Annotated in this window: 21 protein-coding genes; 5 read left to right on the forward strand and 16 right to left on the reverse strand. The window is 41.5% G+C overall.

Annotation, left to right across the window (positions count from 1 at the left end):
* Positions 1 to 88: 88 nt before the first annotated feature.
* From H8S65_RS05370 to H8S65_RS05380, 3 genes are all read right to left on the reverse strand, one after another.
* The gene (locus tag H8S65_RS05370) at positions 89 to 1,666 is read right to left on the reverse strand and encodes a PAS domain-containing sensor histidine kinase (RefSeq protein ID WP_255489039.1); all 1,578 of its coding nucleotides are present in this window, start codon (positions 1,664 to 1,666) and stop codon (positions 89 to 91) included.
* A gap of 341 nt (positions 1,667 to 2,007) precedes the next feature.
* On the reverse strand, positions 2,008 to 2,790 hold the full coding sequence (locus H8S65_RS05375; protein ID WP_186928984.1) for a DUF4469 domain-containing protein: 783 nt from the start codon (positions 2,788 to 2,790) through the stop codon (positions 2,008 to 2,010).
* A gap of 337 nt (positions 2,791 to 3,127) precedes the next feature.
* The gene (locus H8S65_RS05380) at positions 3,128 to 4,324 is read right to left on the reverse strand and encodes a glycosyltransferase family 2 protein (RefSeq protein ID WP_186928985.1); all 1,197 of its coding nucleotides are present in this window, start codon (positions 4,322 to 4,324) and stop codon (positions 3,128 to 3,130) included.
* Positions 4,325 to 4,514: 190 nt separating this feature from the next.
* Between H8S65_RS05380 and H8S65_RS05385 the strand changes: the two genes are divergently transcribed.
* The 5 genes from H8S65_RS05385 (at position 4,515) to H8S65_RS05405 (ending at position 9,629) form a co-directional block, all read left to right on the forward strand.
* On the forward strand, positions 4,515 to 5,453 hold the full coding sequence (locus tag H8S65_RS05385) for a UDP-glucuronic acid decarboxylase family protein (protein ID WP_186928986.1): 939 nt from the start codon (positions 4,515 to 4,517) through the stop codon (positions 5,451 to 5,453).
* Positions 5,454 to 5,462: 9 nt separating this feature from the next.
* Positions 5,463 to 6,638 carry a glycosyltransferase family 2 protein gene (locus tag H8S65_RS05390; RefSeq protein WP_186928987.1) on the forward strand — a complete coding sequence of 392 codons (1,176 nt, stop codon included), beginning with the start codon at positions 5,463 to 5,465 and terminating at the stop codon, positions 6,636 to 6,638.
* Positions 6,639 to 6,644: 6 nt separating this feature from the next.
* Positions 6,645 to 7,622: a glycosyltransferase family 8 protein gene (locus H8S65_RS05395; RefSeq protein ID WP_186928988.1), complete on the forward strand. Its 978-nt coding sequence runs from the start codon at positions 6,645 to 6,647 to the stop codon at positions 7,620 to 7,622.
* The gene (locus tag H8S65_RS05400; protein ID WP_186928989.1) at positions 7,619 to 8,668 is read left to right on the forward strand and encodes a glycosyltransferase family 2 protein; all 1,050 of its coding nucleotides are present in this window, start codon (positions 7,619 to 7,621) and stop codon (positions 8,666 to 8,668) included. The genes H8S65_RS05395 and H8S65_RS05400 overlap by 4 nt, the downstream gene beginning before the upstream one ends.
* A 76-nt stretch (positions 8,669 to 8,744) precedes the next feature.
* Positions 8,745 to 9,629, forward strand: coding sequence for a glycosyltransferase family A protein (locus H8S65_RS05405; RefSeq protein ID WP_255489040.1), 885 nt, complete (start codon positions 8,745 to 8,747; stop codon positions 9,627 to 9,629).
* A gap of 581 nt (positions 9,630 to 10,210) precedes the next feature.
* Here H8S65_RS05405 and H8S65_RS05410 read toward each other — a convergent pair.
* The 13 genes from H8S65_RS05410 to H8S65_RS05470 all read right to left on the reverse strand — a co-directional run bounded on the left by H8S65_RS05410 (position 10,211) and on the right by H8S65_RS05470 (position 25,092).
* Entirely contained in the window at positions 10,211 to 10,969 is a 759-nt protein-coding gene (locus tag H8S65_RS05410; protein WP_302430624.1) for a PD-(D/E)XK nuclease domain-containing protein, read from the reverse strand.
* A 91-nt stretch (positions 10,970 to 11,060) separates the two neighbouring features.
* Complete coding sequence (locus tag H8S65_RS21295; RefSeq protein WP_293730340.1) at positions 11,061 to 11,183, reverse strand: AAA family ATPase; 123 nt, start codon at positions 11,181 to 11,183, stop codon at positions 11,061 to 11,063.
* A 1,097-nt stretch (positions 11,184 to 12,280) separates the two neighbouring features.
* On the reverse strand, positions 12,281 to 13,822 hold the full coding sequence (locus tag H8S65_RS05420; RefSeq protein ID WP_186928990.1) for a lipopolysaccharide biosynthesis protein: 1,542 nt from the start codon (positions 13,820 to 13,822) through the stop codon (positions 12,281 to 12,283).
* Positions 13,815 to 14,702: a glycosyltransferase family 2 protein gene (locus tag H8S65_RS05425; protein ID WP_186928991.1), complete on the reverse strand. Its 888-nt coding sequence runs from the start codon at positions 14,700 to 14,702 to the stop codon at positions 13,815 to 13,817. The genes H8S65_RS05420 and H8S65_RS05425 overlap by 8 nt, the downstream gene beginning before the upstream one ends.
* A 1-nt stretch (position 14,703) precedes the next feature.
* Positions 14,704 to 15,903 (reverse strand): glycosyltransferase, encoded by a 1,200-nt coding sequence (locus tag H8S65_RS05430; RefSeq protein WP_186928992.1) that lies wholly within the window; start codon positions 15,901 to 15,903, stop codon positions 14,704 to 14,706.
* Positions 15,904 to 15,910: 7 nt separating this feature from the next.
* The gene (locus H8S65_RS05435; RefSeq protein WP_186928993.1) at positions 15,911 to 17,035 is read right to left on the reverse strand and encodes a glycosyltransferase family 4 protein; all 1,125 of its coding nucleotides are present in this window, start codon (positions 17,033 to 17,035) and stop codon (positions 15,911 to 15,913) included.
* A gap of 16 nt (positions 17,036 to 17,051) precedes the next feature.
* The gene (locus tag H8S65_RS05440; RefSeq protein ID WP_186928994.1) at positions 17,052 to 18,281 is read right to left on the reverse strand and encodes a glycosyltransferase family 2 protein; all 1,230 of its coding nucleotides are present in this window, start codon (positions 18,279 to 18,281) and stop codon (positions 17,052 to 17,054) included.
* 1 nt (position 18,282) lies between these two features.
* Positions 18,283 to 19,743: an O-antigen ligase family protein gene (locus tag H8S65_RS05445; RefSeq protein ID WP_186928995.1), complete on the reverse strand. Its 1,461-nt coding sequence runs from the start codon at positions 19,741 to 19,743 to the stop codon at positions 18,283 to 18,285.
* A 2-nt stretch (positions 19,744 to 19,745) separates the two neighbouring features.
* The gene (locus tag H8S65_RS05450; protein WP_186928996.1) at positions 19,746 to 21,908 is read right to left on the reverse strand and encodes a GumC family protein; all 2,163 of its coding nucleotides are present in this window, start codon (positions 21,906 to 21,908) and stop codon (positions 19,746 to 19,748) included.
* Positions 21,908 to 22,702 (reverse strand): TolC family protein, encoded by a 795-nt coding sequence (locus tag H8S65_RS05455; protein ID WP_186928997.1) that lies wholly within the window; start codon positions 22,700 to 22,702, stop codon positions 21,908 to 21,910. Before H8S65_RS05455 ends, H8S65_RS05450 begins: the two co-directional genes overlap by 1 nt.
* 18 nt (positions 22,703 to 22,720) lie before the next feature.
* Positions 22,721 to 23,887: a sugar transferase gene (locus H8S65_RS05460; RefSeq protein ID WP_186928998.1), complete on the reverse strand. Its 1,167-nt coding sequence runs from the start codon at positions 23,885 to 23,887 to the stop codon at positions 22,721 to 22,723.
* Positions 23,888 to 23,892: 5 nt separating this feature from the next.
* Complete coding sequence (locus H8S65_RS05465) at positions 23,893 to 24,258, reverse strand: response regulator transcription factor (RefSeq protein ID WP_186929027.1); 366 nt, start codon at positions 24,256 to 24,258, stop codon at positions 23,893 to 23,895.
* Between the two features lie 381 nt (positions 24,259 to 24,639).
* Positions 24,640 to 25,092: a NanQ anomerase/TabA/YiaL family protein gene (locus H8S65_RS05470; protein WP_186928999.1), complete on the reverse strand. Its 453-nt coding sequence runs from the start codon at positions 25,090 to 25,092 to the stop codon at positions 24,640 to 24,642.
* Between the last annotated feature and the right edge of the window lie 98 nt (positions 25,093 to 25,190).

Below are 25,190 nucleotides of genomic sequence, written 5' to 3' on the forward strand. Positions count from 1 at the left end.
ATAGGGGCCTGAAGATATCGGGAGGCGTATCAAAAAGGGCGGGTTTGATACGCCTCCCTATTTTGTGTTCGGATAGCGTCATTTGTATTCAGATAGCGTTGCGCTGTGTTTTTTCCTGTTTCGGATGCACGATGGGAAGCGTGCACCAGAATGTCGAGCCTTTCCCTAATTCCGATTCCACACCGATCTCGCCGCCGAGGTTTTGAACGATCAGTTCGCAGATGGAGAGCCCTAAGCCCGTGCCTTGTACAAAAGCGTCGAACTTGGCAAAGCGTTCGAAGACATGCGGAAGATTCTCTTTAGCTATGCCTTTGCCCGTATCCCTGACAAAGAAGTAAACCTGCTTTTCTTCAACCTCGTATCCGATGGTTATGGTTCCTTCGGACGTGTATTTGCAGGCATTGCTGATGAAATTGGATAAAACCTGTGTCAGCCGGTTTTTCTCGGTATGGAGGAAATAGGTTTCCTGGGGGAGTTCTAAAGCAATAAGGACTTCTTGTTTTATTTTGAAACGGAAGGTCTTTTCTAAGTTTTGTACCAGCTCATTGAGGTCGACATCCGAGAATTTGAAATCCAATTGTCCGGCTTCGATCCTGGACATATCCAGTATGTCGTTGATAAGGCGGAGAAGCATTTCGTTATTTGTCTGGATTATTTTATTGAATGCGCGTAAATCCTCTTTGTTTTCGGTTTCGGTCATCAGGCTGGAGAATCCGACGATGGCGTTGAGCGGTGTCCGTATTTCATGGCTCATATTGGCAAGGAAAGCGCTTTTGAGGCGGTTGGACTCTTCTGCCTTTTCGCGCAGCCGGATTAGTTCCTCCGTGTGTTTCAGTTCGGTAATATCGTGTTTGAGGCCGATGATCTTAATCACTTCACCCTCTTCGTTACGGCGGTAGACGACCCCCTGCATTTCGAACCATCTGTATTCGTCCCTGTTGGGGGCTTTTGTCCGCATTTGTATGATCATCAGATTGCTTGTCCCCTTCACCATGCTCTCAATCCCCTCGCTCAGGAGATGCTTGTCGGAAGGATGCGAGTATTGCGTGAGCTTATCGATGCGGATGGAGTTGCCGGGATAATTGTGCCGTTCGACAAAGACGTTGTTGACGCTGAACGTCTGTGTTTCCACATCATACTCCCACGGCATGATATTGACTGCTTCGAAGATGAAATCCAACATTTGTTTGTTTTTTTCATACATGTTTTTCTGTTCCATCATATCCGTGATATTGTGTTCCGTGCCGATGATGTGGCTGACTTTCCCGTATTTATCTTTCAGGCCGATGGCATATACTTCGTACCATTGCTCCCCTTTGTCGGTATAAAGGCGGAAAATGCCGTTTTTCTGCTCTTCTTGCCCGCTTCTCAGAGTCCGGATGAAGTCTTTATACTTTTCTAAATCTTTCGGGTGTATCTGCTTTCCCATTTCGGCAACTGTCATGCCGTTGCTCGGTATGGTGCTGCGGTGTACGGTCTTGAACGTGTCGTTTTTGACGTTGTACCGCCATACTGCCATAAAGCCGGCGTCGAGGGCGATCGATAGCTCGGCGCGGATCTTTCGCAGTTCCTTTCTATGTTTACGTTGTTTCAGGATGTACAGAAAGAGGAGTAGGGCTATGGAACTGATGCCTGCGATTTCTAACGGATAGGCTTCAATGAACAAAGGGCGTTCTGTGTATTCGTTAGTGGTGGCGGGTCGCTGGCCGGTGCGTCCGGCAAGGACTGGCCTGTTAATAAAAAATGTCTGTAATAGGAAGATTAGCAAAAAGAGAACCCTATACCTTTTATTTGCTGAAATAATCATGTTCTTACTGTTATATTGGTTGATGTATCATGTTGTATTGTTCAATTGAGTAGTGATGGAAGATTTTCCTGATACTGTCGATACGGATCGACGCCTCGGTCGACGTGCATCGACGCCTCGGTCGGAATGGATCGACGCCCCTGTCGATGTACATCGACGCTTCGGTCGACGTACACCGGCGATGGACGCCTGCGGTGAGCTTACAATTCCCCTGGCCGCTCCTCCTCTCCTCCGTTTCCGACTGTAAGGAGATATGGGAAACGGGTACGGCGCACCTCTTTTACCAAGGTTCCTCTTTTCCCGGTAGAGTAACGTGTTGCTACTTCCAGGTAATAAGTGCCATCGGTCAATTGTGGAATGAGCATCGAGAAGTTTGACGGATCGTTACGGGAGAGGGAGGTTGTGGGCACGGCTGTTTCAGCTTCTGTTTTGCTGTTGACGAAAAAGAATCCGATGGGATCGCCTTCTTCACCGGCGATTTTGGTGCGTTCACCTGTACCGTTCAGAAGGCCTCCGGGAGTCAGTTTGCTGTTTGTCTGGCCGCTGGTGATATCTGTAATTCCCTTGATAGTGGGCAGGCTGACTGCAATCTCGCCGACAATGACGTTGATCTTTTTCAGGTCGGCTTTGATTTCCGCACGTGGTGTGGAACGGAGCGTGACACTGTTGACCGCCGGATCGAACTTCGGCTTGGTTCCGGTGAGCGGCCCGTCTACGCCGACTGCGTTGTTGGTGAAACCGAATTCTACGGTAGAACCAGAGTAGAGTTCTTCCTTCGCCATTTCCAATAATTCGTTATAATTCGCCTCCAATTCGGCGGCGGAGTATTTGCTGCCCTTTTTTGCACATAATTGGCAAATGTCTTTAATCGTACGATTTGCCGTGTAGGTAACGTTAAAAGAGTAGTCGTCGTCACGTTCTGTAAGCATCAGGGGGGTAAGTGTTCCGGTGATACTACGCATCTTCGGTTCGTTAGTTGCCATGATTGTTGCTGTTATTTGAGTTCTTAAGGAACTCTGGCAACCTTGAAAGAATGATAAAAAACAGCTTGATTTACTTGCTTGTAGGCGATGCTTTAAAAATTGTGTTAACTTCGGGGTTTTATTTAGTATAATTTTTGTTCTGAAATCGGGCTTGAAATACCGGAAAAAATAGGTGTACCGGCTTTCCGGGAATGAAAATCGTAGGGAAATTTTATGATAGACCCTAAATAAGAAGAGGAAATGACAGATTATAAATAGAAATCTTTTATCTTTGTCACTATTAATAACCAGAGTTCCTTAAGGACTAAAGTGTTTATTATCAGCTTATCACCACGTCTTATTGCAGGGTGGACGGTCCCCTTTTAGCCTTGCTCCAAGCCCCGTTCCCTTTGTTCTTGTTCAGGTAGAAGAATCCCCGGATAACATTTATATTCATAAAGATGAAATAGTAGGGGATGAACAGCAGTTTATTGCGCAGGTTCCGTTGTTCCATCCGGTAACCGGCATAGGCGGCGGCGTAAAACAACAGTTGCAGGATGAGTACTCCTATATAAAAAGGATTTCCCGTCAGGGCGAGGACGAGATTTGCCGGCAGCAGCAAGAAAAGCATCAACGGGGTAAGCGTCCAACGCAACACACGGTGACTGACATACTGGAAACTAAGCGTGCCGTAGCGGAAAATATTGAACAAGCCCTTAAGACGCCAGACCGATTGCAGGCCGCCGGCTGCTATCCGTATCTTCCGTTTCTCTTCTTCTTTCATGTTCAGGGAGGCTGTCTCTGTGGCATAGGCATCCTTGCAGTAGGCAATCTTATAACCTTTGGCGGCAATGCGGAGGGAGAGGATAAAGTCGTCTAACAGGGTGTCTGACGGCATTTGCTCGAACAGGCGGGTTTGTATGGCGAATAGTTCGCCTGCCGCACCGACAGCCGAATAAAGGCGGTCGTCCAAATCTTTCAAGGCCGATTCGTATTTCCAATAGATGCCTTCCCCGGCAGTCGCTCCCTGGGCGGATTGTGTATCTACCCTTTTTTCTCCTGCCACACAGCCGACTTCGGGGTTCGAGAAACAGCGGACGATCTCTTTTATGGCGTCCGTATTCAGCATCGTGTTGGCATCCGTAAAAACGACATAGGGCGTCGAGACGTATTGCATTCCCCGGTTCAAGGCGGCCGTTTTGCCTTTCCGCTCAGGGTTGAAGAGGACGGTGACATCTTCATAGGCTGCCAGCCGCTCGTTCGTGCGGTCGTTCGACCCGTCGGTCACCCATACGATATGCAGCTTATCGGCAGGATAGGAGAGGGCGCGGCAGTTTTCCATCTTTTTCAGGATGATATCTTCTTCGTTGTAGGCGGCGATGAAAAGCGTCACGTCGGGCAGGGGGTCCGGAAGGGCCCGGATGGTCTTCTTTTTGACTGTTTCTTTGATACCGACTAAGAGGTAGAGCAGGATTCCATAACCGATATAGGTATAAAAGACGATAAACAGTCCGAACCAAAACAAGAAGGCGAAGAGGGGATATATCTGTTCCATACAGTATTTTGCATAAATTATATTACTCCAAATGCCGCAAATGTACTTAATTTTTCTTCCATCCCCTATAAATGAAGGGATAATGTTTTTAATAATATAAAATAATCAATATGTTTTGGATTTTGCTTGAAACAAATCATTACATTTGTTGACGATTTAAAAAATAAACGAATCTAAAGGGTAAAAATACATGAAATCTATATTGGTGACCGGGGGAGCTGGATTTATAGGATCGCATTTATGCAAGCGATTAGTGGAGGAAGGAAACAGGGTAATCTGCCTGGATAATTATTTTACCGGCTCGAAGAACTTTGTGCACGGCTTGCTTAAGTATCCCGGATTTCAATTGGTCGAACACGATGTGACCATTCCCTATAAAGCGACTTCAACGATTGATGAAATCTATAACTTAGCATGTCCGGCTTCGCCGATCCACTATCAGCATGATCCGATTAAGACGATCAAGACCTCTATCTTGGGGGCTATCAATATGCTGGACTTGGCGGAAGAACAGCGTGCCCGTATTTTGCAAGCTTCGACCAGTGAAGTGTATGGCGATCCGCTCGTCCATCCGCAGCCTGAATCGTATTGGGGAAATGTGAATACGATCGGTCTCCGCAGTTGCTATGACGAGGGCAAGCGGGCATCCGAAACGCTTTTCATGGACTACCATCGGGAGAGGAAGCTGAAAACTAAAATTATCCGCATCTTTAATACCTATGGGCCGAATATGGCCATCAATGACGGTCGTGTCGTGTCTAATTTCATCATTCAGGCTCTTAATAACGAGAATATAACGGTCTACGGCAACGGACATCAGACCCGCAGTTTCCAGTATGTGGATGATTTGGTAGAGGGGATGGTCCGCATGATGTCGACCGAGGACAGTTTTACGGGTCCGGTCAACTTAGGCAATCCCGACGAGTTTACGATGCTTGAACTGGCGCAGCATATCATCCGCCTCACGGGTTCCCGTTCGGAAATCGTTTTCCGTCCTTTGCCTTCCGACGATCCCAAACAACGGAAGCCGGATATTACGCTTGCCAAGGAAAAGCTCCACGGGTGGACGCCCTCTGTCTCTTTGGATGAAGGGCTAAGAAAGACAATCAGCTATTTTCAAAATTTATAAAGACAGGATATGTTACTGATAAGAATACTGGAGATCATCTTGTTTGTATGTTTCTCCGTCAACATATTGTATGTGATCGTTTTCAGCTTTGCTTCTGTGTTCGGAAAACGAGAGAAGAGAGGGAAGAGAGAGAAGGAGGCCGTTTCTTTTCGCCGTATCGCCATATTGGTTCCGGCCTATAAGGAAGACCGGGTGATCATGGAATGTGTAGAATCTTGCCTGCGACAGGATTATCCGCGTGACCGGTATGAAGTGGTGGTTATTTCCGATCGGATGGAGCCGGAAACGAACGAGAGGCTGTCGGCCTTGCCCCTTACTTTGGAGGTTGTCCGTTTCGAGAACAGTACGAAAGCGAAGGCGTTGAATTTAGCCATGAGCCATCTTTCGGGCTACGATTTGGCTTTGATCCTGGATGCGGATAACGTCATAGGTCCCGACTATCTCAACCAAATCAATGCAGCTCCTTTCACAGGAAACATCGTCGGCTACCAGACGCACCGGACTGCCAAGAATAAGAATACAAGCCTTGCCTACCTCGATGCCGTAAGCGAGGAGATCAATAACAGCATTTTCAGGCAAGGGCATGTGAACTTGGGCTTGTCGGCCGCCCTGATCGGTTCGGGTATGGTCTTTGATTTCGAGCTGATCAAGAAGGTGCTCTCCGATATACATGCGATCGGCGGTTTCGACCGGGCTTTGGAACTTACCTTGTTTAAAGCAGGCAAACGCATCGATTATTTGCCGGATACCTATGTCTTGGATGAGAAGGTTCAGAACTGCCGGGATTTTGCCAGCCAACGCAGGCGGTGGCTGTCGGCACAAATTCATTACTTAGGAGAGTTTATTGGCGATGTGCCGGCTGCCTTGTTGAGTAGAAATTGGGATTTTTGTGATAAACTGTTCCAACAGATGAGTATTCCCCGCCTGCTTCTCTTGGGAGAAACGTTTATCATAGCCTTGGTTATTACGTGTATTTCCAGACCGGTCTCTTTGAAGTGGTGGGGCTTATTCTGTTTACTGATAGTTTCCTTGTTGTTAGCTATCCCAAAGAGTTTATATACAAGGCAACTATTCGTTGCTATTATGGAATTGCCGGAGACGTTTTTAAATATGTTCCTGAACCTTTTCCGCTTAAAGGGAGCTAACAAGAAGTTTATCCATACGGAGCATGGAAGGACAGCATAAAGGAGAATGATTTGTTTGTTGAATGTGGGGAAAGCAGAAAAAGTGAAAGTGAAGTCGGGTGATATACATATAGTTTTGGCATCAGATGATGCCTATGTGCAGCATTTGGGCGTTTTGTTGGTTTCTATTTTTGAGAATAATAGAAACGAAAGTATTGTGGTACATCTGTTGTCTGATAATATATCGGCGGAGAAAAAGGAAATACTCTCTCGAATAATAGAAAACAACTATAAGCAGAATGTAGTTTTTTATGAAATGAACCGGAATATATTCAAGGATTTTCCTGTGCGTGCCAAAGACCACATTTCGATAGCTGCTTATTATCGTCTGATGCTTTCTGATTTACTTCCTCAAAAGATGACTAAGGTTTTGTATCTGGATTGCGACATGATTGTGACGGGAAGTTTGCATCCCCTTTGGAATACGGACTTGTCCGGATTTGCTCTGGCTGCGGTGAAGGACAATCTCAGCTATATGCCTGAAACATTTGAGAGGTTGTCTCTTCCATCTGCAGACTGCTATTTCAATACCGGGTTGTTGCTCATTAATTTGGATTATTGGCGCAAGGAAAATATCTTTGAACAGGCGGTGGAGATAACGAAGAACAAGGCTGACATCCTTTTATGGCACGATCAAGATCTACTCAATATTTTGTTTCACGCCCATTGGATGTCGCTTCCCTATCGTTGGAATGTGATGAATACATTGATGCGTCCTTTGCCTTTTTATACTCCTGACATGATTAAATCCATAGATATGGAAATAAAGAAACGGGTTGTGGTGCATTACACCTGCGCTTGGAAGCCATGGATTTACCCGTGTGATAATCCTTTATGCTTCGAATACTATAAATACTTGAAGTTGTCTCCCTGGAAGAAATTCAAGCCGGCAAGAAGTTTGAATAGAGTTTTTAAATGGCAAATACACAAAATAAGAGTATTATTAGGTTTATTAGGAAAAGGCTATAGAGAAATAGAATTATGAAGAATGATATACCTATATTGTCTGTTATTGTTCCAGTCTATAACAATGAACAATATTTGTCCAGATGTGTTAGCAGCATTGTTAATCAGTCTTTTGGAGATTTTGAACTTCTATTGATTGACGATGGAAGCACTGACGGTTCGGGTGTTTTCTGCGATGACTGGAAGAAAAAAGATAATCGCATCAAGGTGATTCATCAGCTTAATAAGGGAGTGAGTGCTGCTCGTAATAACGGCATTATGCAATCGAGAGGAGAATATATTGCATTTGTGGATTCTGACGATTGGGTAGAGAAAGACTACCTGTATTGTTTGTTAAATGATGTTCGGAAAACTGATGGTAAGCGTGGATTGGTGATTCAAGGTTTTGTCTTATATACCCCTGAAGGAAATCGAATGGAAGGCGGAAAATGTTTTACCCCTATTGCGGTTGATTTCGAACATATAGGGGAGATATGGGAAAAATATGATTTAGGTGAATTTGGGTTTTCGTGTTCGAAGCTTTATGATAGAAGCCTGTTGATGCAGTATGATATCCGTTTTGACGAGCGAATAAGTTTTTGTGAAGATCTTCTTTTCATGTACGATTATATATTACATATAGATTACTTGGTGATAGGTAGTGCACAGGAATATGCATATGTTAAGTATTCATCTTCTTTATCTGCATTACTTCATCCTTTTGATATGGAGTATCTTTGTTTTATGGAATATCAAAAGAAAGTGCGGATATTATCGAAAGTTTTTGGTATCCCAATGGCGATGCTGCCTAATGTGACTACAGCAATGATGAAAGTATTCCAGCGTGCCTTGAAGACCGATTATCAAATATATAATAAATCGGCAGTCAATAGGAAAGTACGTTTACGGCATTTGAAGAAGCTCATAAAAACAAATGAAGAGATAGTCCGTCTTTTTTATCATCCAGTGTGTAAGGGTGATTGTGTTGGTAAATTCTTTTTAGTGTATCATTGTTATAGTTTGTATGATATTTATATGTGTTGTCTTTTTAAGGTAGGTTTTGTCCCCTTATTTAGAGGACCGTAGAGGTATTTCATTATATCGTTGGAATATAAGTCCGGTCTTTTATGGACCAAAACATTATCGTTGATTATTGATGAATATGGATACTATGCTAAATTGTGCTTATACTCTGATTATTCCTCACAAAAACATCCCGCAACTGTTGCAACGATGCTTAGACTCCATTCCCCAAAGAAATGATGTGCAAATTATTGTTGTAGATGACGACAGTTCTCCCGATATAGTGGATTTTGAGCATTTTCCCGGGAAGGAGAGAGATGATGTAGAGATTATTTTGACAAAGGAAGGAAAGGGAGCTGGTTATGCCAGAAATTGCGGACTTAAGCGTGCGAAAGGCGAATGGTTAATCTTTGCAGATGCCGATGATTTCTTCCTTCCAAATTTTCTGGATACTTTGGATATGTATTGTAATACGGATTATGATTTGATTACATTTCGTGCAGAAAGTACTGATAATACATTGAAATCTGTTCCATCACGTCAATGGAATTATGAAATTATTGCAGAAAATATGGATCTGGAACTTTTGAAATATCGCAATGATATACCGTGGGCAAAAATGGTTTCTACGAAGTTGGTGCAGGAAAATCGTATTCGTTTTGATGAAACCCCAGCAGCAAATGATGTCATGTTTTCGGCTTATGTCGATTACTACGCTCATAAGGTAACGGCTTGCTCCACCTCCATTTATTGTGCCACAGTCAGGGGAGATTCTTTACAGTATGCTCCGGTGCTGAAGAACTTACTTGCACGCGTATCTGTTGCGTGCCGTCTCAATCGTTTTTTAAGGATTATCGGACGTAAGGACAAATATGTATATAGCTATTTTCGTGTGACGGAGTGCCGTAAATATTTTGGTCGGCAAGGCTATTTTAAAGCTTTGTCTATATTGCTTTGCCATGAGCGTTGGGAAAATATCTATAAGACGTTTTCCGATTTGCTGAAAGCCAAGTTCAGACGTTAGCTCTATAATCGGGAGTGAGATAAGAAACGTTTTTTACAATAAGCCTCCTTTTTATCTATTTCAGATAAAAAAGAGATCAGTTCCGGACTGACTTTTGTCCATGAGAATGGTGTCTTTTGTGATATGTCGGCAAATAATCTGCCGATACAGTGGAAATAGCCTGCCGTTTGTCAATCTGTTTTCTGGTATTTGCGACATTCGGGAAAAACCGAACTTCCGGAGAATCGAATATTTGAGAGAGTGTGGCGGGGAGTTGGGGAATATGGTAAATGATCGAGGGGTATTTTTTGAGTACCGGCATCTCGTTTCCGCGACGACCGTCTTCATCGCCATGACAACCGTCTTCATTGCTCCGAGTTGCCGGGTTCACCCTATACGAAGACGGTCGTCATGGCGATAAAGACGGTCGTCGCGGGAAAAAACTGCGCACTTCACGGCAACAACCCATATTTAACCTTTTTCATAGGCTTAAAATTCATTGACAGGAGAAGGCTTATCGGCAATTTTTCGTGATTTTGGGCTGTTTTTCTGTTCGATTTATACAATAAGTACTGATATGGCCATTTCTTCAGAATCACACCCTATTCAATTATCCACCTGTCGATGCATCTTTTTTCCAACGAGAAGTTGACACCGATGCGATACAGTTTCCGGCTGTCCATGGCGAACGGCTTGGCATATCCTTTTTCCTCAATCTGTTTCAGGGCCTCTTCGGGTGTTCCGTCCAATTTGAACTCCACGATATAGACGTAGTCTTTTGTTTCTATGACCATATCCATGCGGCTTTCGCTCGTGGGACGCTCCACTTTGGTATAGAACCCCAACATGCGCATCACGATGAAAAAAGCGTTCTGGAAGTAGAGTTCAGCATCGCCCACAATTTTATAGTCCGTGTCGGAAAACATGGTGGCAAGGCGTTTCATGAATTGTTCGGGGTTCCCTTTCTCAACATCGTTGATAAAATTCACCACATAATAGGTGGATTCTGTATCTTTGACAGGTGTATAATAAGGCACTAAATAATTGATGAAACCTTCTGCTACTTCTTTGTTAGGAAATCCTAACTGATAGGTCTCAAATCGTTCCTCATACCCTTTTATCGTGAGGTATCCGCTTTGATAGATCACAGCAATGGGATTGTCCTTGAACGACTCCACGTCCGTAAGAGTCTTTGCGGTAACCCCCTCATCGGTAAGGTTCGGCAGGCAGAAGTTGCTGTCCTTCAGTAGCTTCACAAGAAAGGAAGGTGTACCTGTATTGAACCAATAGCTTTTGAATTTCAGGCTGTCAAGCGTGCATAGCAGGCTGAACGGATTGTAAATATCTGTACCGTTTTCCACGAAGTGATATCCGTCATAGCAGTCTTTCAGGCGGAGGCATACATCTTCATAGGAGGTGCTGTTTGCCGCAGCAAGTAGTTGTAACGGCTTTTCAAAGTTGGCGTGAATCTCCTCCTGGGTGATGCCGCATATCGATCAATGCGGTCTTGTCCACATAGACGTATCCGCCAAGGCGTATTTTCTCAAAACTCTGTATTCCGATAGGATATTTCATACGATTCTGCTTTATTCTGTTGCGAAGATAACGAAAAAATATTCATAATTTCAAATCTCCCAAGTTCTATCAGGGTAACCGCAACAAAATATTCCATTGCATAAATGGTTCACTTTTGCTAAAATATGAGTCTGATAGACGCAAATATAATTTTGACGCGGATTTCGCGAATAACGCGGATAAGAAATATGTATCAGGTGTTTAATTCGCCTTATCCGCGAAATCCGCGTCAAGAAATCCTGTTTATTTATTTTAATCTGCGTCTATCAGACTCAAAGCTCTTATGTGAAGTTGTTCCTATAGATGCCTGTCGCTTCCCGAAAAGACAGGCATCGGTTACCGGATAGATGCCGACCTTTTTCCTGCTACCCTATAGGCTTTTCCCGGACAGGCTAAAGGCTGTGTTTTTTAGCCTATAACCTATATTTTATGGGACAGGAACCAATTCCGAACCCTTATATGAGAAAATTGAAAACAGGGTTCACGGCGGTAAAAGTCTAATGGCCAGCGATTTGTTGTGAAGGCTGTGAAACCGGTTTACGATCAGCCAATCCTATCGATCAATCCCGCCTTTTTTTATCTTGCATTCACAGGGTTCACAGCAACATGCTGATCTACAGAGTCTCCCGGACAGTGTGAACCCTGATTAAATAAAATAACCAGGAGGTATTTAGAGGATAATCTAAGAAAAACTGAACCTATATTTTAGGCACGGATTTCACGGATTACACGGCAAGAAGTTTTTTCAAAACATATTTAAACCGTGAAATCCGTGTAATCCGTGCCTAAAATTGGTTCAAATCTGCCAATATTTGAACCTATTCTAAACGGATTTATATATAATAAAAAATACAAGAACCCCTTCAAAAAAGGCGGATATTCATATTTTGTTGATATTCAGTTTTTTGTAAAATATCTTGTTTCTTAAAAAATATTACCCTTGCATGAAATTTGAAATATATGGGGTATAAAATCAAATTTCATGCGCTGCTGTTTCGATCCAGACCAATGGGTATTTTGGAAAACCGTACAATAAGTTTGCTTTAATCAAAATAGTCGCTTGGATGGAGTCTCTTTTTGCACACGAACAAATATGTTTACTGTTTTTGGACTGCTTTCCAGATCCGTTTCGATAAAAACTTCATCCCGTCTGAAAAAATGTAGAACAATGGAATGAATATCAATAAAAATAGGGTAGATGAATAGAAAGCGTAAAGAATCCAGCTCCCGTATCCGTTTGTCGGATTAAATAGTGGCAAAAGGAATAATATTCCATCAGTCCCCGACCAGGATAACAAAAGCAATGCCGTATATTTCACGATGTTCTTCCAGTAGAGGGAAACAGGCATTCTGAAACCCTGTTTATACAGGAAATAAACTTTCCAAACGCAAACGATAGTCAGCGAACTGGCAATATCGCCCAATAAAACGCCCGGAAGCCCCCATATGCTGCCGCCCGCCAAGGCTACAACAACCGTTATGGTCAGAGTCACGATCGGAGCCCAGGTGTCATGATACAAACCATAGCCATTGATGAATTGATCGACCGTACCTCTATACTGGCTGACAAAAAAATTAGCCAGGATAATAATCAAAACAGAATGCGGCAAGACATAATCTGCTCCTAACCAAATGGTGATAAACGGATCGATCAGGTGATAAAGGGCGAAAGTGAAAAAACCGGCTATCACAAAACGCAAGGAATTGAGTTCCCAAAATACCTGTTGAATTCTCTTTTGGTCACCCTCGGCTATCAGATGGCCGACTCCGGCTCCTGTACTTCCCAAAAAATTATTCACCAGTAAGTTCAGCTTTGTTATCAACAACATATAGTTGCCATAATAAGCGACTAACTTCAGGGACGTAAATGCATAAATCAGAAACGGGAGCAACTGTGAACGGCCTGTGCCTGCCAACACGTGTACGAATAATTGGCGGGATTTCTGTATGATAATCTTATGCTCCGCATATTTCTCTTTCCCGACGGCAACACTGCATTTCAGCCAGGGATAGACTTGATCGATCTTCCGGTTCAAGATAAATGAATACAAGATGCCGAAAATCAATTCGATCGCTATCCACAAATAATAGCTACCTGTATAGCAAACCAATGCCATCTGCAATAACGTTTTAACCAGATTTGCGGTTTGCGAGTAAGCTGTAACCACATAATTGCGCTGGTCCGCTCCTAAAAGGACTTGGCGGTAATTGACAAAATAGCCGATCAGGGAAGAGGCTAAAAAAGAAAAATAAGCAAAATAGATAATGCCCGGTTCGATCTCCGTATTTTTGAATATAAGCGGGAAGAAAAGAGCCAGTATTCCGCCTGATACCAAAATGGACAAACCTACGTAGCGATACAGATAGCCTAACACGGAGATGATCTCCCGTAGTTTTTCCCGATCCTTTTCGAATAAGGGCTTGTAAAGAATATACCCCATGGAAGCACCGATTCCCAAGTTTGCCAGATTCAAGAACCCCAGCAGGTTCTGTAATGTCCCCGTCAACCCGATGAAGTCGGCTCCCAGTTGCTCTAAGAATATTTTCCGGGAGAAAAAAGAGACGAATAAAGTGATGACATAGAAAAGGACATTCACTTTTGCATTCAGAAAACTCTTATGTAAGCGGGATTCAGGCATGGGTCTCTTTTATATTATCTTTTAATCCACGGAAAGAGCCTTTAATGAAAGCGATAAGCATTTCCTTTTCATTATGTATACTGTAAAATAAAATATTTTTAGGGATGACGATAAACAATAGATAAGATAATGCTAACATCTTAATAAATGCTTTATAGTTACGTCTTGTGAACATGATTCTACTACGTGTCAGATAATATAAACGAAGCGGAGTACCACGTTTGATTGTCATACTTTCTTTATGGAATACGGACACTGCCGGTTCAAACCAGGTTTGGTATCCTGCTCTTTGAAGTTGCAAACTCCAATCTAATTCTTCATAAAAGAGAAAATAGATTTCGGTCATTAGTCCTGCATGTTCCAATACCTTGCGGGATGTGAGAACACAGGCGCCATGAATAAAAGCAGTTGGAGTCGCTTGGTCGTATTGTCCATGATCTATTTGCTTTGTACCGATCTTCCGATTACTTATTCGGATGGGATTCATCGGTGTATAACCTGCATACTGGATTATATTGGGGTGATCCTCGTATTTGATTTTCGGAGAGACAGCCCCAATGGCTGGTGAAGATTGCATGCGATTAACCAATGTTTCGAGAAAAGGTCCGTTTATGACTACATCATTGTTGATAAATAAAATATATTCTCCTGCGGAATATTCATATCCTAAATTGTTGCCTCCTGCAAATCCTAAATTTTGTTCCGATGAAATAATAGTTGCATCAGGATAATCGTTTTCTAACCGCAAGGCTTCTTCTTTTGTCGGAGAATTATCGACGACAATGATTTCATACGGATAAGTTTCATACTTTCGGATGCTATTGATCAGTTCGCATGTATCTTTATATCCGTTATAATTGATAGTAATGATCGATACCATATTAGAAGGCTTGAAACTGTTCGATGATGTTATATATTTTCTGGACACTATGTTGCCAACTGTGTGTATGGGCGAAACGAATACGTTGTTCTTCTTTATTTTTATCACCGCATTCTTTCAGCGCGGCATCCAAGGCTTGAAGATATTCTTCGGTATTTGCCGGCAGATAGGCATATTCGGCAAAGATATCTCTCATCGTATGGGTACTGGTTGCCACTATGGGTTTCCCCATGGCCAAGTACTCATCTACCTTTAACGGATAATTCCCGTCTGTAATATCATTGATAATTTGCGGATTGATACAGACGTCGCATCCGGTAATATAGGCAGGTAATGTTTCTACTCGTTTTTTTCCTAAGAAATATACATTAGGCAACCGATGGAGAGGATGATTGCTGAATGTTTCATCTTCCGGCCCAATGAATACGAAATTGTATTGGGAGCGGCTTTGTGCCACATCCATTAATAAATTGCAATCTAAACGTAGAGCTATTACACTACCTACATATCCGATTATCGGAGAAGGTATGTGTTTCAGGTCTTCGGGAACTTCCCATTTTTTTCGGGCATCATATAGCTCCAAGTTAACGCCGGTTTCGATCGGGAAGGTGTTAAGGTTATATTTCTTGAAGCGTATGGCAAACTGTGTAGAATTAGTTAAAACAATGTCCAACTTTGCCGCCAGCATGGCTTCGAGCCGCGCTCCGTTTTTTTTCCAGTACGGTTGCCCGATGACGAAATCTCTACAATAATAAATAGAAAGGGCAGGTTTGATGTATTCTTTTAGATACTGGCTTCGATAGATGTCGGTATCGATCAGGTGTATGTAGTCTGTGAATCCGAATCGGGAAGCCACTTTGCAAATATAATCTGCGATCATTTTGTTGTTTATCCTGTTTACGGTGTCGAACAGACAGGCCGTAGGCAGGCCGCCTACCGGGAATACACAGAAAGGACAATCTGCCACCCACATCCTTTCATTGATCTGGCGGATGGGGGATACCCGTTTCTTGACCACGTCCATCCTGTGTTTCCATGCTGCATTCTTATTCCCTCGAAAACGCGTGGAATAGTCCATCGGTGTATTTATATATAAGACACGGTTCGTTTTGGAAATTTCCAAAGCCGTATTTTTGATGGTACTGCCTATTTCGATGTCCCAGGGTTGTAGGCTGGTAATGATAAAGTCGCGATTTTTCATGCTGATATTATTTAGATTCGACAGTCGATTGATATAGTTTTAACAGTTCACGGGCTGTTTGCTCCCATGAAAAACATTTGGCGCGTCCGAGTCCATAAGCCGATTGTTTTTGATAATGTTCCTTATCCTGTTCCAATAAAAGAAGCTGATTCGCTATCGATTGTTCGTCTGTAGGGTCTGCCAGAATAGCGCCTTCTCCTCCGACTTCCGGCATGGATGACGTGTTGGAGGTTATTACCGGGATGCCGCAAGCCATTGCTTCCAGCAGAGGGATGCCGAAACTTTCCCGCAAAGATGTATAAAGGAAAGCAAAAGCCCCATTGTATATAAAAGGCAAATCTGTGTTGGGAATATAACCCGGTAGATGAAGATAAGGACGAATATCTTCCAAACCTGTTTCTTTTAAAATCTCATCTACATATTCCGCTTTCAGGTCTGCAATTAATAGAGGGCGTTTTTCTTCGGATCGTTGCAGATACAGATGATAGGCTTTCAATGTGCTGGGCGTATTTTTCTTGGGATCCGTATTCCCTAAGAAAAACAAATAGCCGGTTGACGGCATATATTTTTGTGTGACTGCCTTTATGTCATCCAATGGCTGAAAATGATTACTAAAACCATTATAGATAGCCATGATCTTATTCTCCGGCAAATGAAGCGTTTCACGTATCCGGTTACATTCGAAATGAGATACGGTGATTATTTTTCGACATTTAGGCAAAATGTGCGGTACAACCAGACGCCTGTAGTACCATCCCATATTCTGGTATAGAGATTTACTGCTGCTCTGTCTATTTTCCAAAAAAATAATATCATGAAGAGTCAGGATCAGAGGAACCTGCGTATGCAAAGGTGCTGTATTGCTTGTGCAATGAAGCAAATCCGGTTTGAATTTATTTATTGCGCGTGGCAATGCCCATTGTTCCCAAAGGGGATAGGTCGGACATTTCACTTCGATGATATGTACATTATCCGTTTCTTCCAGACAGTGGTCTGTTCCCGGACTTACAAAAATGAAATATTCATTTTCCTTATCGATCTTTTGTAGCTCACGTACGGTTTCAAGAACCACAAAATCCATTCCGTGTTTATTCGGGCGGAAAATACGTTGTGCTTCTATTGCGATTTTCATTTTGCCGGGTTTTATATTAATTATTATCGGATGAATGGTCACTATGTGCCGTATGAATAAATTCTTTGTTTGCCCCTCTCAAACGGAAAAGATTGAAGAACATCAAAAGGAATAGGATCGGCAGGCTGATAATGGCTTTTCGGAAACGATTGTCTACCAGATAATCCGGTATCGCCATAAAAAATGAGACGATCAGTATGAATGTAATTCCCCACCATTTAAGAGATAAAAGCCAGTCATACCAAGTAGTTACAAATGAAAATATCACCAGAAAACCTAATAAAATTACTCGTGGAGGCATCATCCATTGTAAGAGTTTGTCGCAATAATCCCAGTTACCCGAAAAGAATGCTTTAGGTAGTTTCCACAGGCCGGAAAACAGATTCGTGAATTGCGTGGCGATCCATCTGCGGCGTTGTTCGTAAAACTGCCCTTTCTTTTCAATTTTTTCATCGTAAGTATAAACGTCTTCCAGAAATTCGATATATATATTCTGTGAAAGCAACATGCTTTCAAGTTGTTTATCCACTCCGACATGGGCTGCTTTATAAATATAATGTCTCAACCAATCATAATCAAATGCCATACCTGAACCTATCAATGCTGAAGAGAAGCCCAGGCGGGTATGTCCGGAACGGAAAATGGAATTATTTATCTCTTCGCTGACCGCATCCAGAACGGCTGTATTGGTATTCCTGTTTTTGGCAACCCGGTGCGTTTGGATAGCGAGGCATCCGGAGTAATAAGCATCGTTCAATTTGTTCAGGAAAGATGCATTCACGATATTGTCCGCATCCATGATTACTACCATGTCGCATTTTTCTGTTTTCGTGCTCAGATAATCCATGGCAAGACGGAGCGCATTCGTTTTGGTACTCTGAGCATATCCGGCCTCCAATACTGTGATGGATGGCAATGCTTTCAGTGTTTGAACTGTTCTTTCCTGCATCTTGTCGGTTATCACAATAACCTCATACATATAAGACGGGTAATCCTGTTCCAGAAATGAACAGACTGAATTAACGATGACCGCATCTTCCTGGTAGGCTGGAAAGAGAACGGCAAAACGGTGCTTCTTCCGGGCGGGAGGATATTTATTTCTCGTCTTTTTTAATGAAGCCAGTGAAAAAATGAAAATATACAATACTGCTATCAGAAACAAAAGAAATATGATTGCATCTGCGTATTCTATCAGTTTATCTCCATTGGAGATCCACCATTTGTTTATTTCATATTCAAAATCCATATTATAATGTATTTATATTGGGTTCTAACTTTGTTTGTTCTGTCAATTCATTATCATACGATTTCCCTAAAACAAGAAAAGTCTGAAATATATACACGATATATCCTGTCGGGTACTGCCAGAAAAAGTTGTTGCCGTATGCACTGAGCATGATGCCCCATAGACCGCAATTCATGGCTATCAACATGCCTTTCAATTCCTTGTTTCGTATGCGGAACATGATCAGATAGGCACTGTATGCAATGACAAACAATAAAATGGCGATGTGTAGGCATAATCCGACAATTCCAAACTGTACCCAAATACTGACATAGTGCGAGTCTGTCGGTATCTCGGTTGTAAAACGACGGGAAAAACGCTTGCCTTCACCTCCAGCCAGACCAACGCCTTCTCCGAACGGTTTATGGACCATATATTCGGCAAGTCGTTTCTGATTCGCTTTTCTGACCAGGTAGGATGCATCTTTCTCCGGATGGAAAGCCGTGCGCATACGACGTATTTGCCGGTTTGAATCTAAAATGTTTGTGTGGGCAAAAAAGATATAAATGAAAAGCAAGCAGATGGCTCCTCCTGCGATATAGCGGATATTTTTATTGAGAAGAATAAACATGGCTAATCCACCGAGAGGGACAATCATAGCGCCACGCGTACCGGAGAGCATTAATGCATAAGCTGCAAGCAAAGACACGAATCTGTAATAATACCGGAGTTTTTTATTCGAGACATAAAAGGATAAAATCATATAAATGACAGTTGCCATTCCCATATTGGAACCGAAATTTCCGGCATCCGAGAATATAGAAAAGTAGCGGATACCGGTTCGCAAAAGATGAGTTTTATAACTTCCACTTCTCATCAACCAGTCGCTTTCTAAGGAATCAAATCCCATATAGCGTTGTATCAGTGCTTTACTGACTGCAATTAGGGTGAAGATGGACAGCAGGAATAATATTCTTTTGATATCTTCGACTTTATTCAATAATAAGGAGGTCAATAATACTAATAGTGTGAAATTGTAAAAAGAGCCGCGGGTGAATATCCAAGCTTCTGTAACTGCGGACGGATTAAATAATTCATAAAAAACATAGATCATCCATACAAGCGATATGTACAGCAGTTTATTGTTGGCTCTTTGCCAGGGTATTTTACCCCCGCATAAAGCATAAAGAAATATACTGACTAATAGGAAAACAATAAAGATATCCATTATTACACTGCTGTTTTGAACATTTACATAACGCAGTATTCCGATAAAGAAATAGTTCAGCGTAAATAAGGTCATGAATCCCCAGTAGGGTTTATTCAGCACGGTAACAATATAAAAAGTAAGAAAAGGCATAATTACAACAATCGCCGCCAACAGCCATATTTGCTTTAACAAAGCATAGGCTAACAGTATAAGCCCTATTGCCACTAATGAATAGGGGTTGAAAGAATTGATATTTCCTTTTATACCTTCCATTTTTATGCTTTATTGGCTGTGATACCGAATTGATTTAGCCGGAATACCAAATTTTTCAATCCTGAATAGGGAGGCAGTTGACCGGTAAAGTTTTCTACAAATTCTCGTTCCGTACGGTTCAACAATAAATAAAGAGGTTTGTCTTTTACCTGTTTTTTGAAATGCTCCAAAAGCTGTGTATCGCTGGTTGTCCATACCCGGCAAGCGTCTGCGACTAACAGATTGACTTGTGCTTCCTGTAATAACGCTGTGGAGATAGGATAATCTCTTAATGGAGGATATATGACTATCAGGATATCCGGATTTTCTTGTCCGTATGGAGGTTCGTAAATATGGAAAATACTATTTGCTTGAGCATATACCATCGATTGCGAATTAAAGTCTTTGTCGTAAGATATGATTTTGACGCTGAACCCTAAGTCTTCCCAGTATTCCTGTAAATAGGAGGCAATAAAACTTTTCCCCTCTTGCTCTCCAAAACTGATCAAATTGATGATTGAAGTACGGCCAAGTTGTAGAAATACATTTAATTGATTACAACAGTAGGCGGCAACAACCCTGTTCGAGGCCTTCGTAAATCCCCGATATTTCAGATTTATATGCCCGGTAAATGCTGCCAGAACCGGAAGTCCGGTAAGCCGTTTGGCACGGTCGGCATCCCGTAGAGTGCGATCCAGCAATTCTATCAACAGATTGAATCCGATAATAAAAAGTATACTGCCAAAAAAAGACGCCATAACCAGTAATAAACGTTTACTTTTGTCACTAAGAATAGGAAACGTCGGTTCGGAAATTAATCTTAACGTTGCAGAAGTGAGTTGTATGTCTTTTTGCTTCATTTTAGCCATATTCAGTGCATGCAACATTTGCAAATAGGATTGCTCCAATACCTTAATTTCACGTTGCTGCCTGTCTATCTGCGTTCCGATAGGAGAATAAATCTTATATTGCTCATTGTAAACCTCTCTTCTTTGATCCAAAACGTCCAATTCTGCTTTCGCTTTTGTCTTCACGATCGTTTGTTTTAACCATTCATCAACAAGTCCGTTAATTGCAATTCCTTCTTTACTTTCTTTGTAGCTATTTATCATGGTTGTCAAAGAGGCGATTTTCTGTTCGGCATTTTTTAATTGTTCTTTGTATTCTTGAAGCTCCGTATTTTTAGCCTGCATTTCTTCTGAACTGAACGTCTCGATTTCGGTTATTTTTCCATTGATGGTAGAAATCTCATTCAAAACTTTAATAAAATCATCGTTAGTTTTTACCAGTTTACTCCGAATATCCATATATTGTTCCATTTCCTGAACGATTTTGTCTGCACTTTCGTAATCTCTTCGGGTAGCTTCGTATCGGTTTTCAAAATTAGAATATGAATTAGCGATAGCTTTTGTTTGTTCCGAGTAGTTAATGATGCTGTTTTCTATATTATAATTAACCAATTTGTCTTCCAGGCTTGATAGTTTTGTCTGTTGCCTTTTGAGTTCTTTTTCGTAATAGGCTACAATATCATTGGTCGTTTTATAGCGTATGTCTTCATAGGCGGCACGTAATTCGTTATATATGAATTTGATTGTATTTAAGGTGATACCAGGATCCGTAGTCTGGTAAGAAATCTCTATAAGATCGCTATTACCCAACCTTTTTGCCTCAAGAGACGATAGTTTGTTATAGCTATAAAACGGTCCGTCACCATTCAGCAAGCCGTACAAAAAATTTTCCGGATCATTTTTCATGTATTTCATGAAATTATCGATCGTTTTTTCTTCGGAGGTTTTGTCAACCAAATGTAATAAGTCCTCCGGTATAATTTTGATTAGGGCTTGGTAATTCTTAGCTCTTATATAAACGTTATCTTGATCGAGATCGCCGTGGACGAGATTTATAGCGAGTAATTTGATTGCAATGTTTTTTTGTATACCTTTTTCCTGAGTCAATTTGACAAGGTTATCGAACATATTCTCTACAGATTTCCAGTTAGCCGGTTGTTGGTCGCTATTTAGACCGGTATCGGAGACAATACCTGTATAAATTGTAGCCTTTACGGTATATGTTTTAGGAATGAAACGGGAAAAATAGATAACTAACCCTGTGACAATAGCAGTACCAAATATCAGTTGATATCGAATCCGGTAAAGAAAACGTATTATGTATAATGTGATGTTCATTATTCTTCCTGGCTACTTCTGTTGATAATCTTTACATTCGTAAGCATTTCCAATAATGTGACAGCGTTATGCAAGGCTGCACGCCCTTCTTGATAGGTAATTACTGCGCTTGAACGGCGTCCTCTTTCAAGAGAAAGAGTGGTAATATTTATTTTCCCGTTAATGAAATCCTGTTCGGAAATTTTCATTTGGGCATTGTACAGCGCGGCGGCGTCAGATTTGGCCTTTAGCGTTGCCAATTGCTGGAGTACATTATTATATGCTTGTAAAATCATCAATTTTCGTTCTTCTACCGACATTTCATATTGAGATTGCAGTTGAGCATATCGCGCTTTCTTTACTTTGTTTTTTTGTTTTCTACTCACCAGGTCGCCGATCGGGATACTAACGGATACACCTGCATTATATAAATTCTGATTGTTTCCCACATTACTGATTATGGGATCCCCGTCTGTAGAAGATGTGGAATAGAGATTATTTCGCCCGTATTGATATGTACCTTGTAGCCTTAGGTAGCTAAGCCATTCCCGTTGGGTAATTTCCCTTTCCGCATTTGCCTCATCCCGCTTAGCTTCGTATATTTTGACGGAAGGATGGTCATAGACAGATTGGAGAAACACTGAAAGGGGAGGCAATTGGACACGTTCGTAATCATCCAGCATAGCTTGTATGGAGTCGGAGTCGGACTTGGCACCGACTTCTACAACTGTGGCATTGTCCGTATAACTTTTACGTTTTTGTGCCATACTGTGTATAGAGCTGAATATCAATAATAATATAAGTGTTGTTTTCATGTCGTTTTTCCTTAGGATTTAAACATTTTCTTCTTGGATAAAAGCCGTGAAAGTGCGGAAGATAATTTTCATATCCAAGCCGAATGAAAAAGTCCGTGCGTATTTTATATCAAGTTGTTTACGTTCTTCAGGAGATAAGTTGCCTCCATTTCCCCGTTTTTCTACCTGCCAAAGACCGGTTAACCCGGAGGGGGCCATGAAGCGTTCTATGTAATTGTCTGAGGTCAATTGTTCCGCTTCGTAAATGGGTAGGGGACGGTTACCAACGACAGACATGTCTCCTTTTAAGATATTGAATAATTGTGGAAGCTCATCGATGCTGTATTTTCTTAGAATCCGGCCTACACGGGTGACACGCGGGTCGTTTTCCATTTTAAAGAATGTATTGGCGCGCTCTGTCGATTTGTTTTTTAAATAATCATGTTCTGTCGTGCTAAAGTTATCGGAATATAAAAGAGAACCTGTTGACCGATCATTAACTAATGGATTCTGCAGTGCTGCAGAAGTAGAAGGGTTAATTAACCCTTCTACTTCTACGTTATACTGATTTTGCGCTTTATATTCTGCCAATCTCTTATCCGCATCGGGATACATGGATCTGAATTTGTAAAAATCGAATATTTTATAGTTGCTGCCTACCCGCTTGGATTTATAGACAATAGGACCTTTACTTTCCAACTCTATAGCAACAGCCGTTATGACGAAAATAGGAGATAAGCACAGTATGGCTCCTAAGGATGCAGCGATATCAAAAGCCCGTTTCCAAAGAGGGAGGTGGAAAGAGTATAATCTGTCCGGTTCTTTGTCTTTCTTATTACATATTGTTTTTTTGCACAGGAAGTCTTCGGCTATCGCAAGTAAACGAAGCAACTCTTCTTTTGTTATGCTTTCTGTGATAACACAATTTACACCTACTTTTATGTATGCGATCTTTTCTTCTTTATCCAAAGAATTTGCAAATAAAATAATGTAGGCGGCAGAATAAAGTTGCCGTAGTTTTTGGATTGTATCCAAGTCTTCCTTAACGTCGTCCTTTTCTAAAAATACGCAAAAGTTGACAGGATTCACATGTATCATAGCCTGGCAAAACTGTGTAAGCGTCGGACATTCTACTACGTGTTGACTTAAGGCTCTCTCCAGTCTGCCAGGTAGTGAAGAGTGATTTCCAAAGAAGATATATTCCATATCTGTTATTTTACAAGTCTTTTAATCCTGATCCTTAACTCTTCGGGATTGAATGGTTTTATTATAAAATCTTCAGCACCTTCTTCCAGTAGGCGTATTCGAGTTGAACTGCTTTCTTCGCTCGATAATACTAAAATCGGGATGTTATTGAAAAGATTATTCCTTTTCAAATAACATACGAATTCTTCACCACTCATCTCCGGCATATTCAAATCAGAAATTATACCGTCCGGGATATTCCCCTCGTTCATCCATGAAATGGCTTTTACAGGATTTTCCATATACACCACTTGATAAGAACTGGATAAATAGATCATGATGATCTTTGCTATCTCCGGTTTGTCATCAACAATTAGAATCGACTTCATTATTGGCAATTTTGCGTTACCCTACAATTTTTTGACTTTAAAACTCGTTAGACTTCTTCACTTTTGGCTTTATCATTGAAGAATATATAAAATATAAAAACTCTAACCCATCTTGGAATTTGGGTAGAGTTAGATTTTATAAATTCATTGGAATAATATGTGCCTTTGTGAATATGTCAATGCAAAAATAGAGAAAACTTTTGAAAATTAAAGTATATTGAAGAATATTTTTGCAGGAACCGTGGTTTGTTCAAGGTTTTCCCGGTTCGTTGTTCCTTTAGTTGATGTATAGTCAATGCTTTTTCGCCTGTTTCGCGTATAAAAAATGAAGGGGATGCGTCATCTGCGTGCTCTATTGTGAATTATGATACACCCCCTTTATTTTTATTCTTCAACTTGCACCTTTACAATCACCTTGCGGATATTACCCTGGCCGATGCCTGGAGCATGTCCGTCTTCGGGGAAATAAATGGCGAATTGCCCCGGATAGATCTTAGTGTGGGCTGTAGGACGGTCGATATAGAAAGCAATGTCTTTTTGCTCGTTATAAGGGGTTGACTCTTCCTGTAGCTCACATCCCGGTTTCCAACCGATTTTCTCCACACCTAACAAAGGCATCTGGATGTCGATGTATTTTTTATGTGTTTCGATAGCGGCATCTTTCTTTTCCTTACCAAAGATACTGACAACGCTTACGTATAAACGAGAACCTTCCAGTTCATACTTACCATCTTCCATTTTAGAGAAGTCCGTCGATTTTAGGTAGTCGAATGCTTTTTTGAATAGAGGATGCAGGCATTCGATCTTTTCTGTGTTGTTCAATGAATCAAGTATCATACGTCTTAATTTTTTAATTCGGTCAATCGTTTGATCAACGGACAAAGGTCGCATATTCGAATGTTAAATAATAGCCCCTTTCTGCAAATAATTCTATT

The organism is Parabacteroides hominis (assembly GCF_014287585.1).
Classification (GTDB): domain Bacteria; phylum Bacteroidota; class Bacteroidia; order Bacteroidales; family Tannerellaceae; genus Parabacteroides; species Parabacteroides hominis.

What these genes read in the sequence shown, in the direction of transcription:
- H8S65_RS05375 (WP_186928984.1), bottom strand. Translation starts at nt 2,790, where the DNA reads ATGGCAACTAACGAACCGAAGATGCGTAGTATCACCGGAACACTTACC.
- H8S65_RS05380 (WP_186928985.1), bottom strand. Translation starts at nt 4,324, where the DNA reads ATGGAACAGATATATCCCCTCTTCGCCTTCTTGTTTTGGTTCGGACTG.
- H8S65_RS05385 (WP_186928986.1), top strand. Translation starts at nt 4,515, where the DNA reads ATGAAATCTATATTGGTGACCGGGGGAGCTGGATTTATAGGATCGCAT.
- H8S65_RS05390 (WP_186928987.1), top strand. Translation starts at nt 5,463, where the DNA reads ATGTTACTGATAAGAATACTGGAGATCATCTTGTTTGTATGTTTCTCC.
- H8S65_RS05395 (WP_186928988.1), top strand. Translation starts at nt 6,645, where the DNA reads ATGATTTGTTTGTTGAATGTGGGGAAAGCAGAAAAAGTGAAAGTGAAG.
- H8S65_RS05400 (WP_186928989.1), top strand. Translation starts at nt 7,619, where the DNA reads ATGAAGAATGATATACCTATATTGTCTGTTATTGTTCCAGTCTATAAC.
- H8S65_RS05405 (WP_255489040.1), top strand. Translation starts at nt 8,745, where the DNA reads ATGGATACTATGCTAAATTGTGCTTATACTCTGATTATTCCTCACAAA.
- H8S65_RS21295 (WP_293730340.1), bottom strand. Translation starts at nt 11,183, where the DNA reads ATGAAATATCCTATCGGAATACAGAGTTTTGAGAAAATACGCCTTGGC.
- H8S65_RS05420 (WP_186928990.1), bottom strand. Translation starts at nt 13,822, where the DNA reads ATGCCTGAATCCCGCTTACATAAGAGTTTTCTGAATGCAAAAGTGAAT.
- H8S65_RS05425 (WP_186928991.1), bottom strand. Translation starts at nt 14,702, where the DNA reads ATGGTATCGATCATTACTATCAATTATAACGGATATAAAGATACATGC.
- H8S65_RS05430 (WP_186928992.1), bottom strand. Translation starts at nt 15,903, where the DNA reads ATGAAAAATCGCGACTTTATCATTACCAGCCTACAACCCTGGGACATC.
- H8S65_RS05435 (WP_186928993.1), bottom strand. Translation starts at nt 17,035, where the DNA reads ATGAAAATCGCAATAGAAGCACAACGTATTTTCCGCCCGAATAAACAC.
- H8S65_RS05440 (WP_186928994.1), bottom strand. Translation starts at nt 18,281, where the DNA reads ATGGATTTTGAATATGAAATAAACAAATGGTGGATCTCCAATGGAGAT.
- H8S65_RS05445 (WP_186928995.1), bottom strand. Translation starts at nt 19,743, where the DNA reads ATGGAAGGTATAAAAGGAAATATCAATTCTTTCAACCCCTATTCATTA.
- H8S65_RS05450 (WP_186928996.1), bottom strand. Translation starts at nt 21,908, where the DNA reads ATGAACATCACATTATACATAATACGTTTTCTTTACCGGATTCGATAT.
- H8S65_RS05455 (WP_186928997.1), bottom strand. Translation starts at nt 22,702, where the DNA reads ATGAAAACAACACTTATATTATTATTGATATTCAGCTCTATACACAGT.
- H8S65_RS05460 (WP_186928998.1), bottom strand. Translation starts at nt 23,887, where the DNA reads ATGGAATATATCTTCTTTGGAAATCACTCTTCACTACCTGGCAGACTG.
- H8S65_RS05470 (WP_186928999.1), bottom strand. Translation starts at nt 25,092, where the DNA reads ATGATACTTGATTCATTGAACAACACAGAAAAGATCGAATGCCTGCAT.